Origin of the sequence: Mesorhizobium sp. M2A.F.Ca.ET.039.01.1.1, from assembly GCF_003998035.1 — a bacterium.
Taxonomy (GTDB): domain Bacteria; phylum Pseudomonadota; class Alphaproteobacteria; order Rhizobiales; family Rhizobiaceae; genus Mesorhizobium.
In genome coordinates this window covers 1-13,593 of record NZ_RZRY01000107.1, presented here as the reverse complement: position 1 = coordinate 13,593, position 13,593 = coordinate 1, and the positions used below count along the sequence as shown (strand labels likewise).

Annotated in this window: 10 protein-coding genes and 1 pseudogene; 4 read left to right on the top strand and 7 right to left on the bottom strand. The window is 64.7% G+C overall.

Annotation, left to right across the window (positions count from 1 at the left end; translation table 11 throughout):
* Positions 1–113: 113 nt before the first annotated feature.
* Together EOA24_RS11350 and EOA24_RS11345 are read left to right on the top strand one after the other, a co-directional pair.
* Positions 114–795, top strand: a pseudogene (locus EOA24_RS11350) (ABC transporter permease subunit).
* Complete coding sequence (locus tag EOA24_RS11345; protein WP_126080776.1) at positions 792–1,565, top strand: amino acid ABC transporter ATP-binding protein; 774 nt, start codon at positions 792–794, stop codon at positions 1,563–1,565. Before EOA24_RS11350 ends, EOA24_RS11345 begins: the two are co-directional and overlap by 4 nt.
* A 72-nt stretch (positions 1,566–1,637) precedes the next feature.
* Here the strand turns inward: EOA24_RS11345 and EOA24_RS11340 are convergent, their stop codons facing one another.
* From EOA24_RS11340 to EOA24_RS11315, 6 genes are all read right to left on the bottom strand, one after another.
* On the bottom strand, positions 1,638–2,219 hold the full coding sequence (locus EOA24_RS11340; RefSeq protein WP_095816705.1) for a CarD family transcriptional regulator: 582 nt from the start codon (positions 2,217–2,219) through the stop codon (positions 1,638–1,640).
* 372 nt (positions 2,220–2,591) lie between these two features.
* Positions 2,592–2,930, bottom strand: coding sequence for a ferredoxin FdxA (gene fdxA, locus EOA24_RS11335; RefSeq protein WP_126080777.1), 339 nt, complete (start codon positions 2,928–2,930; stop codon positions 2,592–2,594).
* 201 nt (positions 2,931–3,131) lie between these two features.
* The gene (locus tag EOA24_RS11330; RefSeq protein WP_126080778.1) at positions 3,132–3,518 is read right to left on the bottom strand and encodes an RNA-binding S4 domain-containing protein; all 387 of its coding nucleotides are present in this window, start codon (positions 3,516–3,518) and stop codon (positions 3,132–3,134) included.
* Between the two features lie 15 nt (positions 3,519–3,533).
* The gene (locus tag EOA24_RS11325; protein WP_127409797.1) at positions 3,534–6,923 is read right to left on the bottom strand and encodes a helicase-related protein; all 3,390 of its coding nucleotides are present in this window, start codon (positions 6,921–6,923) and stop codon (positions 3,534–3,536) included.
* An 823-nt stretch (positions 6,924–7,746) separates the two neighbouring features.
* Complete coding sequence (phbB, locus tag EOA24_RS11320; protein WP_126080779.1) at positions 7,747–8,472, bottom strand: acetoacetyl-CoA reductase; 726 nt, start codon at positions 8,470–8,472, stop codon at positions 7,747–7,749.
* 122 nt (positions 8,473–8,594) lie between these two features.
* Positions 8,595–9,779, bottom strand: a complete 1,185-nt coding sequence (locus EOA24_RS11315; protein WP_126080780.1) for an acetyl-CoA C-acetyltransferase — start codon at positions 9,777–9,779, stop codon at positions 8,595–8,597.
* 306 nt (positions 9,780–10,085) lie between these two features.
* On the opposite strand from EOA24_RS11315, the gene phaR reads away from it, so the two are divergent.
* Positions 10,086–10,679, top strand: a complete 594-nt coding sequence (gene phaR / locus EOA24_RS11310; RefSeq protein WP_042641310.1) for a polyhydroxyalkanoate synthesis repressor PhaR — start codon at positions 10,086–10,088, stop codon at positions 10,677–10,679.
* Positions 10,680–10,930: 251 nt separating this feature from the next.
* On the opposite strand, the gene EOA24_RS11305 is transcribed toward phaR, so the two are convergent.
* Entirely contained in the window at positions 10,931–12,076 is a 1,146-nt protein-coding gene (locus EOA24_RS11305; RefSeq protein WP_126080781.1) for a citrate synthase, read from the bottom strand.
* 89 nt (positions 12,077–12,165) lie between these two features.
* Here EOA24_RS11305 and EOA24_RS11300 point away from each other — a divergent pair, with 89 nt between their 5' ends.
* Positions 12,166–13,266 carry a citrate synthase/methylcitrate synthase gene (locus EOA24_RS11300; protein ID WP_126080782.1) on the top strand — a complete coding sequence of 367 codons (1,101 nt, stop codon included), beginning with the start codon at positions 12,166–12,168 and terminating at the stop codon, positions 13,264–13,266.
* Positions 13,267–13,593 lie beyond the last annotated feature (327 nt).

Below are 13,593 nucleotides of genomic sequence, written 5' to 3'. Positions count from 1 at the left end.
CCGTTTTTAACAGGACACTCATTGGGGCCGTCTTTGACGGCTCGCCGGTTTTTGCATGATAGTCAGTCCACACGGGGCAACGCGCCGCCGTATCTGGAAGGGAGAAGCGCCCCGTGCCGCACTGGCTGCAATTGATGCTGGAATCGCTGCCGACGCTGTTATGGGCGGCGCTGATCTTCACCGTGCCGCTCACTCTTCTGTCCTTCGCGCTCGGGCTCATCGCCGGGCTGGTGACGGCGCTGATCCGGCTGTTCGGCCCGAAGCCGCTGGTCGCGCTGGTGCGCTTCTATGTCTGGATCTTTCGCGGCACGCCACTGCTGGTGCAGCTCTTCCTGATCTTCTATGGCCTGCCGTCGGTCGGCATCCTGCTCGATGCCTTTCCCGCGGCGCTGATCGGCTTCACGCTCAACATCGGCGCCTACACCTCCGAGATCATCCGCGCGGTCATCGGCTCGGTGCCGAAGGGCCAGTGGGAGGCGTCCTATTCGATCGGCATGACCTGGAGCGAGGCGATGCGTCGCACCCATACTTCCACAAGCGGGCCGCGTCGCGGTGCCGCCGCTCTCCAACACCTTCATCTCGCTGGTCAAGGACACCTCGCTGGCGGCCGCCATCACCGTGCCCGAGATGTTCCAGGCCGCGCAGCGCATCGTCGCCACCACCTACGAGCCGCTGATCCTCTATGTCGAGGCGGCGGCGCTCTATCTCGTGCTGAGCTCGGTGCTGTCGGCACTGCAGGCGCGGCTGGAGGTGCGGCTCAACCGCTATGGCGGCTTCCTGGAGGCCAATTCATGATCGGCCTCACGAACATCGAGAAGCGTTTCGGCGACAATCTTGTCCTGAAGGGCGTCACCGTCAGCATCGACGAAGGCAGCGTCACGGCGCTGGTCGGCCCTTCCGGCGGGGGCAAGAGCACGCTTCTGCGCTGCATCAACCTGCTGGAGATCCCGACGTCCGGTTCCTTGCGCATCGGCGAGGAGACGCTTGCGTTCCATCCGGGCGGCAAGGTGCCGGCAAAGGATATCCAGCGCATCCGCCTGCAGACCGGCATGGTGTTCCAGAACTTCCAGCTCTTCCCGCATCGCACGGCCATCGAGAATGTGATGGAAGGGCTGGTGACGGTGCTGAAATGGCCCGAGCCGAGGGCGCGCGAGCGGGCGATGGCGCTGCTCGAAAAGGTCGGGATGGCGCACAAGGCCGATGCCTGGCCGGCGACGCTGTCGGGCGGCCAGCAGCAGCGCGTGGCGATCGCCCGGGCGCTTGCGCCGTCGCCGCGCGTGCTGCTGTGCGACGAGCCGACCTCGGCGCTCGATCCGGAGCTGGCTCAGGAAGTGGTCGACGTGCTCGGGCAACTGGCCCGCGAGGGCACGACCATGGTGATGGCCACGCATGATCTCAGGCTCGCCTCCAAGATCGCTGAGGAGGTCGTCTTCCTCGATGCCGGCGCGATCGTCGAGAAGGGTCCGGCCTCGGTCGTGTTCGACAATCCGGAGCGCGAGCGGACGAAACGCTTCATCGCCTCGCTGCGCCAGGAAGAGGCGCAGAAGGAAGGGGGAGACGCGTAACCTTCGATAGGCCTTTCAGAAACAAAAAACCCGGCACGAGGCCGGGTTCTTCGTAACTTAAAGGGGAAAAGCTCAGGCAGCTTCTTCCTGTTCGGATTCTTCGTTGTCGGCCTTGGCGCCGCGCTTCGGGCCCTTGTTGAGGTTGACCTCGATGAGACGCACCGCCTCGGTCTCCGACATGCGGTTCACCGCGGCGATCTCACGAGCCATGCGGTCGAGCGCGGCTTCATAGAGCTGGCGCTCGGAATAGGACTGCTCCGGCTGGTTGTCGGCACGGTAGAGGTCGCGCACGACTTCCGAGATCGAGATCAGGTCGCCGGAATTGATCTTGGCATCATATTCCTGGGCGCGGCGCGACCACATGGTGCGCTTGATGCGGGCGCGACCCTGCACGACCTTCAGCGCGCGGTCGACATAATCCTCTTCCGACAGCTTGCGCATGCCGATCGAGGTCGCCTTGGCGACCGGCACCTTCAGCCGCATCTTGTCCTTCTGGAAATCGATGACGAACAGTTCCAGCTTGTGACCCGCAACTTCCTGCTCGTCGATCGCCACGATCTGGCCGACGCCGTGCGCCGGATAGACGATGAACTCGCCGGTCTTGAACCCGTGGCGGGCCGCGGTGGACTTCTTCTGCGGGGTGATCGTTGCCATTACGCCCTGAACTCCTTAGTTGTGCCGCCGGCATCATGCCGGCGCGAACCCATGGGCCGACGATAGCCGACCGTTAGCCGCGCAACAGGATGAACCCACCGGAAAAGCAGGGAACCGGCATATCGCATGAATGCGACCGCCTGCCCCAGATCGCTCTGGTCCGGACTTAAAAGCTCACCTTTCAGTGATTTGGGGCGTTAGCGCCATAAATCGACGTCGTGTCACCGGCATGTTTTGCTTATGTAACACAAAAAGTCGGAAGAATCAAGGTTTTGCCGCGTTCGCTAACGCCAAGCGGCAGTGCTGCCTGTCAAGACAGTATCTGTATCGGCCCCGTTACGCGGCGTCATGCCAGCGCTATCGGCCTCTTTCTCAATCACCCTCGCCGGGTTCGGCCGAGAAATATTTCTCGAACTTCCCGGTCTCGCCGTCGAAGGTCTTGGCATCGGCCGGCGGTTCTTTCTTGGCCGTGATGTTGGGCCATTTGTCCGCGTATTCGGCGTTGATCTGCAACCATTTGTCGAGACCGCCCTCAGTGTCCGGCTTGATCGCGTCCGCCGGGCATTCGGGCTCGCACACGCCGCAGTCGATGCACTCGTCGGGATGGATGACGAGCATGTTCTCGCCCTCGTAGAAACAGTCGACCGGACAGACCTCGATGCAGTCCATATATTTGCATTTGATGCAATTGTCGGTCACGACATAGGTCATTGCAGGCTCCGGAACGTCCCATTTTGTTGGGCTTTTTGGCTGAGGTAACGCCTTTGCCCGCCGCATGCAAGGGTAGGGATTGCCGGCGGAGCCGGAGGGCCGGAAAGGAATTCCGGCCGGAAGAGCGGATCGACGTCACCGAGCCTGATTGCCGCGCAGTTTCTCGGAGTTTCTCCGGCCACGCCCCGGGCAGGCTATGTTTCAATCGTCGCCGAGCAGACGGTCGGTCTGCCGGCGCTCGCGTTTGGTCGGGCGGCCGCTGCCGGCCTCGCGCAGCGCCGGAATGGCGTCCGCAACGGCCCCGCCTTTGGGCGTCGGCGTCGGCGACATGTCCTGGTAAAGCAGGCGCGCTTCATCGGCCGGCCCGCGCCGTGTGCCGCAATCCAGCACTTTCCAGACCAGGATACGGCCCTCGAGCGTGATGGTCAGCACGTCGCCGGGCTTCACCAGATCGGAGGCCTGCGCTGCTTTGTCGCGATTGATGCGCACGCGTCCGGCAACGACGACCTTAGCGGCCAGGGACCGCGACTTCACCGCGCGCGAGAAGAACAGCCATTTGTCGATGCGCTGGCGGCCTTCTCCAACCATTGCAACCGACCGAGGTTATTTCTTCAGCTGGTCGCGCAAGGCGGCGAGCTTGGCGAAGGGCGAATCCGGATCGAAGCGCTGCGGGCGTTCCTCGCGCGGCTTGCCCTGGAAGGCCGGCTTGCCGCCCGGAGCGTTGCCTTTGCCTTCCTGCCTGTTGCCCTTCCAGTCAGGCCGGCCCTCCCGACGATCGCCCTGCGGCCGCCCTTCGCGGCGTTCACCGCCCTCGCGGCGGTCGCCTGCATCCGGCCTCGGCTTGAATTTCGACCGGTCGAAGCGCGGCTTGCCGGCGCCGTCGCGCTGGTCGCGGCGGCTTTCATGGGCCGGCCGGTCGCCGGGCTGGCCGCCCGCGGCGCCCGTCTGGCCGTCGCGCGCCGGCTGGTCACCGCGCTGGCGATTGTCGCGACGGTTGTCGTGACGCTGGCGCGGGCGCTGATGGTCGAAACGCGCCTGGCGCCACAGAAGGACAGGCTTCGGTTCTTCAGCTTCAGCTGGTGTTTCGTCGGCCTTGCCTTCCCCCTCGTGGGGAGCGCCGGCCGTACCAGCATCTGCATCGTCGGCGCCATCACCTCCACCCGCGTCGCTTCGCGCCGCGACCTCCCCCATCGAGGGGGAGGTAAAGGCGTCGGCGCCTTCGGCCGACTCGAGCACAGCGGCGGGGGCTTCCACAGTGGGAACCTCTTCCGCGACCTCGGCCGCAACTTCTGACGGCTCTTCAACGGCAGGTTCCGGCGCTGCTTCCGAGCTGGCTTCGGCCGGAGCTTCCGCGACGGCTTCAGTCGGAGCTTCGACGGCTGCCGACCCCGAGCCCTCGGCTGTTGCCTCTGCGACCGCGGCTTGCGCCTCTGCCGCCTGCGCGGCACGCGCCGCTTCTTCCGCCGCCAGCTTCGCCGCCGCTGCCTCACGGGCGGCATTGTCCTGGGCGTCGAGCTTCGCCTTCACTTCGGCGGCAGGCTTGGCCTCAGAGCGATAGCCGAGACCCTTCAGGATCTCTTCCATATCGTCGGCCGTGGCGCCGAGGATCGACATCATCGGCGGCGTCACCATGAAGGCGTGGCCGTCATAAGCGCCGTCAGGACGCTGGCCGAGACCGGGCTTCCAGTTGGTCGCCGGGCGGATGAGGTCGGCAAGCCGCTCGAGGATATCGACGCGCACGGCGCGGCGGCCGAGATTGCGATAGCCGGCGAGCTTGTAGAAAGTCTTGTCGAAGGCCGGGTCGATGACGACCGAGGTGCGGCCGGAGGCCAGCGCATGCACCACGTCGCCGAAGCCCGGCTTGTCCTTGCCGTCGTTCTTCAGCGCCCAGAGCAAGGTCACCAGACCGGCCGGAGCCGGCTTGATCAGCGCCGGCACGAAGACATGATAAGCGCCGAAGCGCACGCCGAGCCGGCGGAGCGCCGCGCGGCCTTCCTGATCGAGCGACTTCATCTCTTCGGCGATGTCGCGGCGATTGATCAGGCCGAAATGCTCGACGAGCTGGAAGGCGATGCCGCGCGCGATGCCGGTGAGCTGGTCGGCATTCTTCAAATCGACCAGCGGCTTCAGCAGCGACTCGATCTGGAAATTGACGAAACGCTCGGCGCGGGACGCAACCTTGTCGCGCGCAGGGCCGGTCAACTGCTCGTCGGCAAGCAGGACAAGGCGCGGCTTCAGCGCCTCGTCGCCGCCGACCAGCGTGCCGATCGGCGCGCCGATCCAGCGCAGGACGCCGTCGGAGCCCAAGGCCAGGTCGCCATTGGCGCAGGCGGCAAAGCGTTCGGCGCGCGCGTCGAACTCGGCCGCTAGCGCCTTCTGGGCGGCGGTGCGCACCGCCTTGGCGTCCTCGCCGCCGGCGCTTTGGTCGGCGGTGAAGCGGAACCCCTGCAACTCGCCGACATGATGGCCTTCGACGAGGACGGTTCCGGTTGGGCTGATTTCGGCTTCAGGCATGGTATTTTCTCTAAGGCGCCGCATGAGGACGGAAGTCCTGCGGTCTACGAAGCGTTTCGTCAACCGCTCATGCAACGCATCCGACAATCTGTCTTCGATTTCGCGCGTCTTTTCCTGCCAGTGTAGCTGATCGGCCAGCCATCCAGGGCGGTTGGAGACGAAAGTCCAGGTGCGGATCTGCGCGATCCGGTGCGAGAGCGTGTCGATGTCGCCTTCGGTTGTGTCGGCGCGCCGCACCTGCTCGGCCATGTAATTCTCATCGACATGGCCATGGCGCGCAAGGTCCATATAGATGGAGGCGATGAGATCGGCGTGCTGGGCCGGCGCGATCTTGCGGTAGTCGGGGAGCGCGCAGGCTTCCCAGAGCAGAGCGACACGCTCCTTGCCGGTGGCCAAGGCGCGGATGTCGCCGTCCTTCGACAGATGCTCCAGCGCCTGCGCGTCGACAGCCGGCAGCGCGCGGGTCAGCCCCTCGACCGGCGCATTGGTCTCGGTCGAGCGCTTGAGCGCGTCGAGGCTGGAAAAATCGAAATCGGCGGTGCGCCATTGCAGCACCTTCACCGGGTCGAAATCATGGGCCTCGATCTTGGCGACCAGATCCTCGTCGAACGGGTCGACCTGCCCGGTGACGCCGAACGTGCCGTCGCGCAGATGCCGGCCGGCGCGTCCTGCGATCTGGCCGAGCTCGGCCGCGCTCAGGTTGCGGTATTGGTAGCCGTCGAACTTGCGGTTCTGGGCGAAGGCGACGTGCTCGAGGTCGAGGTTCAGGCCCATGCCGATGGCGTCGGTCGCGACGAGATAGTCGACGTCGCCGGACTGGAAGATCTCCACCTGGGCGTTTCGGGTGCGGGGCGACAGCGCGCCGAGCACGACGGCGGCGCCGCCCTGCTGACGGCGGATCAGCTCGGCGATGGCATAGACCTCGTCGGCCGAGAAGGCGACGATCGCCGTGCGCCGCGGCAGCCGGGTCAGCTTCTTCGAGCCGGCATAGGCAAGGTGCGACAGGCGCGGCCGCGTCACCACCGACACGCCCTTCAGCAGGCGCTGCAGGATGCCATGCATGGTGGCGGCGCCAAGCAGCAGTGTCTCCTGCCGGCCGCGCAGATGCAGGATGCGGTCGGTGAAGATATGGCCGCGTTCGAGATCGCCGGCGAGCTGCACTTCGTCGATGGCGACGAAGGCGGCGTCGGTCTCGCGCGGCATCGCCTCGACGGTGCAGACCGAATATTTCGCGCCGGCAGGGACGATCTTCTCCTCGCCGGTGATCAGCGCCACCTTGTGGGCGCCGACCTTCTCGCAGACGCGGGCATAGACCTCGCGAGCAAGCAGCCGGAGCGGCAGGCCGATGATGCCGGTCTCATGCGCCACCATGCGCTCGATGGCGAGATGGGTCTTGCCGGTGTTGGTGGGGCCGAGCACGGCCGTCACGTCGCGGCCCGAAAGGATCAGCGGCTGGGAGTGTTTCGGCTGGATGTTCATCGGCTCGGAAATAAGTGTTTTTGCCGCTTCGATTCTTTGAGCATGATCTTTCTTCGAAAACCGGTTCCCACTTTTCGGGATCATGCTTTTGGTCGGAAGCGCGGCGACGCCGCCGCGTGTGACAGCCGACACATAGGGATTTAGGACGCCGAGCGAAAGCGGAATGTTCTTTTGGGCAGGCGGGAATCGACGGACCCGGTCAAAACCGCCTGCCGTTAACGGCTGGAACGAGTCTGGAACGAATCAGCGACGAATCGCTGACTCGTTCTGATTCAGGTTTTGTTCACGGCTATATGTGGATTTTTTTTCGGTGAGTCTCACCACATGCTGAATCGGGAAACTGGCCCGATTCATGCTTTGCCTCCGCCGGGATCGCGTCGCCGTTAACCTTTGCCGGTGAACGGTCGCGGTCGATTGGAGAGGTGTCGTCAAGGTTTATGAATTTGTTGAATTTTCTTAATCGCTTTTAACGATTTGGGTAACGTTTTCGGCTTCTGCGGTTAACTTTTCGGCCAAAGCCAGAACGAATCGGCGACGAATCAGAGATGCAAGAAGTTTCCCGGTTTGTTCACCCCTAGATATGGTGTTATCCACAGCTTGCCCACCGAGGATTCACAGTTTGTCAGAAGGGTTGTGCACAGAGAGCGGCCGGGCCGTTAACTTTTGCGTCCCGAATTGAGGCAAGTTGGAGCGAATAGAGAGTAGCGAATAGGGAATAGGGGATAGGGATCTGATAACCGCCGCGCTGACGCCGCCGTTCTTCCCTATTCGCTACTCCCTATTCGCTACTCGCTAACAGGAGCCGCCGTGGCGACAAATGCCGTCAGGCAAAGTACTGGCCGCCATTGGCGGTGATGGTCGAGCCGGTGATGAAGCCGGCCTCGTCGGAAGCCAGGAAGACGACGCAGCGCGCGATCTCTTCCGGCTCGCCGAGGCGGCCGACCGGGATCTGCGGGATGATGCGCTCGTTGAGCACCTTCTCGTCGATCGCCTTGACCATCTCGGTCGCGATATAGCCGGGGCAGATCACGTTGACGGTTATGCCGGCGCGGGCGCCTTCCTGGGCAAGCGCCTTGGAGAAGCCGATGTCGCCGGCCTTCGACGCCGAATAATTGGCCTGGCCGGCCTGGCCCTTCTGGCCGTTGATCGAGGAAATGGTGATGACGCGGCCGAACTTGCGGTCGCGCATGCCGCTCCACAGCGGGTGCGTCATGTTGAAGACGCCGGAAAGGTTGGTGTCGATCACTTCCTTCCACTGTGCCGGCGTCATCTTGTGGAACATGGCGTCGCGGGTGATGCCGGCGTTGTTGACCAGCACCGAGACCGGACCGAGATCGGCTTCGATCTGCTTGATGCCGGCGGCGCAGGCATCGTAGTCCGCGACGGACCATTTGTAGACCGGGATGCCGGTCTCGGCCTTGAATTTCTGAGCCGCTTCGTCATTGCCGGCATAGTTGGCGGCGACCGAATAGCCGGCGTTCTTCAAGGCGGCCGATATCGCAGCACCAATGCCGCGCGTTCCGCCGGTGACAATTGCTACCTTGCTCATGTGGTCCTCCCTTTAGAAATCGACTGAGCGAATAGGGAGTAGCGAATAGCGAGTAGGGGTCTGATGTCCCGCCGCGACGCTTTTTCTTCCCTATTCGCTACTCTCTATTCGCAATTGGCTGTTCAGATCGCTTCCACGCACATGGCGACGCCCATGCCGCCGCCGATGCACAGCGTGGCAAGGCCTTTCTTAGCGCCGCGGCGGCGCATCTCGTAGACCAGCGTGTTGAAGATGCGGGCGCCGGACGCGCCGATCGGATGGCCAATGGCGATGGCGCCGCCATTGACGTTGACGATCGAGGGGTCCCAGCCCATGCCCTGGTTGACGGCGCAGGCCTGCGCGGCGAAGGCCTCGTTGGCCTCGACGAGATCGAGGTCCTTGACCGACCAGCCGGCCTTCTCCAGCGCCCGCTTCGAGGCGGGAATCGGACCGGTGCCCATGATCGCCGGGTCGACGCCGGCGGTCGCCCAGGAAGCAATGCGCGCCAGCGGGGTGATGCCGCGGCGGGCGGCCTCGGCCTCGGTCATCAGCAGCGCGCCGGCGGCGCCGTCATTGATGCCGGACGCGTTCGCGGCTGTGACCGTGCCGTCCTTGTCGAAAGCGGGCCTCAGCTTGGTCATGGCGTCGATCGTGGCGCCATGACGGATATATTCGTCCTGGTCGACGATGGTGTCGCCCTTCTTGCCCTTGATGGTGAAGGCGACGATCTCGTCCTTGAACCTGCCGGCCTTCTGCGCGGCCTCGGCCTTGTTCTGCGAGGCAAGCGCGAACTCGTCCTGGGTTTCGCGGGTGATCTGGAACTGGCGGGCGACGTTCTCGGCGGTGTTGCCCATGTGGTAGCCGTTGAAAGCGTCCCACAGGCCGTCCTTGATCATGGTGTCGATCATCTTGTAGTCGCCCATCTTCACACCTGCGCGAAGATGCTCGGCGTGCGGCGACAACGACATCGATTCCTGGCCGCCGGCGATGATCACCTTGGCGTCGCCGGCGGCGATCTGCTGCATGCCGAGCGCGATGGCGCGCAGGCCCGAGCCGCAAACCTGGTTGAGGCCCCAGGCCGTGGTTTCCTTCGGCAGGCCGGCATTGATCGAGGCCTGACGGGCCGGGTTCTGTCCTTGAGCGGCGGTCAGCACCTGGCCGAGGATGACCTCGTCGACCTCCGCGGCTTCGACGCTCGCGCGGGCGAGCAGTTCCTTGATGACCACGGCGCCTAGCTCATGCGCCGGCGTGGCGGCGAAGCTGCCGTTGAAGGAGCCGACCGCTGTGCGGGCGGCGCTGGCGACGACGATTGAATTGGAAGCGGCCATTTTCTTCTCCAGACTTCGAGGTGTCGTATTTTAGGCTATCGTTGAAGACTTTTCTTGCCCGTTCAATGATCTGAGTCAAACCGGAAATGGGCATGGCCTCCATGCGCGGCAAGCAGAGCGCACGCCAGTCGCGGTAACGTGACGTTGGCCGCGCGGCGGATTTTGCAATGGCTGTGCAGCATTAATTGATGCCGCAGTGCACAAACCACTTGGAATTGTGACGCTTTTGCGCGTATCCTTAACAGAAGGCGCAATCGTTACCGGCCGCTTACTCCTAGAGGTGCCGGTGTCCTGGGGAGGATCCGGATGGCCGCAAAAGACGACCCGATCGTCATCAAGAAGTATGCCAATCGCCGGCTCTACAACACCGGCACCAGCACCTATGTGACGCTCGAAGACCTGGCCGAAATGGTCAAGAAGGGCGAGGAGTTCACCGTCCAGGACGCCAAGACCGGCGACGACATCACGCATCCGGTGCTGACGCAGATCATTTTCGAGCTGGAGAACAAGGACGGGCAGAACATGCTGCCGATCCCGTTCCTGCGCCAGCTCATCTCCTTCTACGGCGATCAGATGCAGATGATCGTGCCGAGCTTCCTCGAGCAGTCGATGATCGCCTTCTCCAAGGAGCAGGAGCGGTTTCGCGAGCAGATGAAGGGCGCCTTCGGCAAGACGCCGATGGACATGATGAAGACGCCGATCAAGGCGCTCGAGGAACAGACGCGCCGCAATGTCGAGATGTTCCAGAACGCCATGCGCATGTTCACGCCGTTCCCGCCCGCCGGCAGCAATGCCGCGGCCCCGGCCGAGCCGCCGAAGAAGGAAGAGAAGTCCGACGATCTGCAGGAATTGAAGGCGCAGATCGCGGCGATGCAGCGCAAGCTCGACACGATGTCCTAACGAGCGCGTCGCGGTTTGGCGGCGATCGCGAGCTGGAGATTGGCGCAAAGGCCTATCCCTTCGTCATCCTCGGGCTTGACCCAAGGATCCATTCCGTGACCGATGCCGTAGGGTGCAGCGGCGCAGAATTCTTTAATCGCCGCAACGCCTTAGCGTCACGGAATGGATTCTAGGGTCTGCGCGCGTCGCTTCGCTCCTTGCTCCGCCCTAGAATGACGACCTCAAACGCGTTTCGCTAATCTGCAAGGCTATTATCCCGCGCCGATAGGCCCGTCATAGCGGGCGCGGGGCCGGATCAGCCTGTTGCTGGTCACCTGCTCGATGGCATGCGCCGTCCAGCCGACGCTGCGGCCGAGCGCGAACAGGCGGAACGGCGCGTCGGCCGGCAGGCGCAGGCTGCGCGTTATAGCAGCCAGGGCGAAATCGATGTTGGGGTGCAGGCCGGTCGCGGCAAGGACCGCCTTGCGAAGGCGCGACAGCCCTTCGTCGATCTCGAGGCCGGAGAAGACGCCCTCGGCGCGCGGGTCGCCTTCCGGATAGAGCGGATGGCCGAAGCCGGGCAGCGGTCGGTCATGCGCCAGCCAGCGGGCGATCGCTTCGTCCGCGCCCAGCCGCTCCGCATCCTCGACCAGCGCGATCGCCGCGGCACCCGCGCCACCGTGACGCGGGCCGATAAGCGTCGCGAGACCGGCGAGCAGGCAGGCGGCGATCGGCGCGCCGGTGGAGGCCGCGACGCGGGCGGCGAAGGTCGAGGCGTTGAGCTCGTGATCGGCCAGCAGCACCAACGCCTTGCGGATAAGGTCGGCGCCATCGTCTTCCACCGACCAGCCCTGCGCCAGCCTTGCATGCACGGGTTCGGAGCCCGGCGTTGCGCCGAGCGCCGTCGCCAGCGCGCTGGTCGCGGCGGCGCCGTCCTGCTGCAGCATGGCCGGCCTGCGGCCGAGCGAGGGCCAGCCTTCGGCCGCAAGCGCCGACAGCCTGGCGAAAGCGGTCGGCGTGCCGCTTTGCCCTGCGGCCGAAGGGGTCAGCGAGGCAAACGACACCGGACGGCCGGAGGCCCACAGCAGTCCGGCGGTCTCCTCGAGCGTCGCCGTCGCCGAGAACTCCACCGCGTCCTTGCCGCGATAGATGAGGCGGCCATGCAGCACAGTCGAGATCGAGGTGGCGATGGCCGGCTCGCCCCAGGCGATGGCGCTTTCGGCAATCGCTTGCGGACTCCTGCCGCGATCGCGTCGCGTGGCAAGTGCTGCGATGTCGTCGGCGCGGTACTGGCTGCGGCGCGGATCGGCCTCGTCCGGCTTCATGCCGATGCGGCCGCGGCTGACATAGGCATAGAGCGTCTGCGGCCGGACATTCAGCCGCTCCAGCGCTTGCTCCCGCGTCAGCCACTCCGTCATTTGCCGCCCTACATTGATTATCTTGATCAAGATTGATGCATTGATTGCGCAGCATTAATTGCAAAGCGCAAAAGGTCAAGGAGACGATCATGGCGAATGGGCTCGATGATGTTGTGGCGGCCGACACGGTGCTTTCCGATGTCGACGGTGTGGGCGGGCACCTCACCATCCGCGGCCATTCGCTTGCGGAACTCGCCGGCCGCTGGCGCTACGCGCAGGTGGTGCGGCTGCTGTTCGACGGCTTCTTCGACGATCTCCCCGGCGACGCCGAACTGGAGAAGGCGATCGGCAAGGCGCGGGTGGAGGTATTCGATCGTGTGAAGCCGTTGCTTGCGCAGTTCGCGCCGCTCGACATCTACAGCGGCATGCGAGCGGGCATGGCCGTCCTGCCGGACGGCGACGGACTTGCCGACGCGCTGCGCTTGATCGCGGCGCCGGCGGTGCTGACGCCGGCCCTGCTGCGCCGTGGCCGGGGCGAGACTCCGATCGCTCCCGACGCAAAAGCCGATCATGCCGGCGATATGCTGCGGATGCTCGCCGGCGCCGCCTCGCCGGCGCTTGCCAAGGCGCTCGACAGCTATCTGGTGACGGTCTGCGACCACGGGCTCAACGCCTCGACCTTCGCGACCCGCGTGGTGGCGTCGACACAGGCCGGGCTGACCTCGGCGATCCTGGCCGGGCTCGGCGCGCTGAAGGGCCCGCTGCATGGCGGCGCGCCGGGGCCGGTGATCGAGATGCTGGACGCCATCGAGGCCAGCGGCGATGCGACCGGCTGGCTCAGCGCCGAGATCGCGCATGGCGAGCGCATCATGGGCTTCGGCCACCGTATCTACCGCGTGCGCGATCCGCGCGCCGACGCGCTGAAGGCGGTGGTGCGGCAGCTTGGTTCCCGCAACGAAGCAAGCAGCAAGAAGATGGGCAGCCGGCTGGCCTTCGCCGAGACGGTGGAACAGGCCGCGCTCGAAGTGCTCAGGATCGCCAAGCCGCAGCGCTCGATCCAGACTAATGTCGAATTCTACACCGCGCTTCTGCTCGAAGCGGTCGGCTTCCCGAAAGAGGCATTCTCCAACGTCTTCGCCGCCGGCCGCGTCGCCGGCTGGATCGCGCATGCCCGCGAGCAGCAGGCTACCGGACGGCTGATCAGACCGCAGTCGCGGTATTTCGGGCCGGTGCCGGATCTAGTGGCTTGAGCCTGCTTCCTCGCCCCCGCAACGCGGGGGAGAGGTGGCCCGGCGAAGCCGGGACGGAGAGAGGGACGCCGGCCGTGAAGCAGCGGCTCTTTCCGGCGAAGTGCCGATGAATCCGGTCTGCCGAGGTTTCCAAAGCAAATTTCGGCGGTCGAGAGGCCCCTCTCCGTCCCGGCTGCGCCGGGCCACCTCTCCCCACTTTCGTGCAGGGCTGTCCGGGGAAAGGTTCGGGTGAATCGAAATGCCGCATGTGCATGCCCCGTAAGACGGGGATTTTCCGTCTACCTTGTGGTTGTCGAGACTCAGAAAGGGAACGGGGCATGCGCTTTA

Excerpts from the sequence above, each read along its gene's own strand:
- EOA24_RS11345 (WP_126080776.1), top strand. The coding sequence starts at position 792 with ATGATCGGCCTCACGAACATCGAGAAGCGTTTCGGCGACAATCTTGTC.
- phbB (WP_126080779.1), bottom strand. The coding sequence starts at position 8,472 with ATGAGCAAGGTAGCAATTGTCACCGGCGGAACGCGCGGCATTGGTGCT.
- EOA24_RS11305 (WP_126080781.1), bottom strand. The coding sequence starts at position 12,076 with ATGACGGAGTGGCTGACGCGGGAGCAAGCGCTGGAGCGGCTGAATGTC.
- EOA24_RS11340 (WP_095816705.1), bottom strand. The coding sequence starts at position 2,219 with ATGGCAACGATCACCCCGCAGAAGAAGTCCACCGCGGCCCGCCACGGG.
- phaR (WP_042641310.1), top strand. The coding sequence starts at position 10,086 with ATGGCCGCAAAAGACGACCCGATCGTCATCAAGAAGTATGCCAATCGC.
- EOA24_RS11325 (WP_127409797.1), bottom strand. The coding sequence starts at position 6,923 with ATGAACATCCAGCCGAAACACTCCCAGCCGCTGATCCTTTCGGGCCGC.
- EOA24_RS11330 (WP_126080778.1), bottom strand. The coding sequence starts at position 3,518 with ATGGTTGGAGAAGGCCGCCAGCGCATCGACAAATGGCTGTTCTTCTCG.
- EOA24_RS11315 (WP_126080780.1), bottom strand. The coding sequence starts at position 9,779 with ATGGCCGCTTCCAATTCAATCGTCGTCGCCAGCGCCGCCCGCACAGCG.
- EOA24_RS11300 (WP_126080782.1), top strand. The coding sequence starts at position 12,166 with ATGGCGAATGGGCTCGATGATGTTGTGGCGGCCGACACGGTGCTTTCC.
- fdxA (WP_126080777.1), bottom strand. The coding sequence starts at position 2,930 with ATGACCTATGTCGTGACCGACAATTGCATCAAATGCAAATATATGGAC.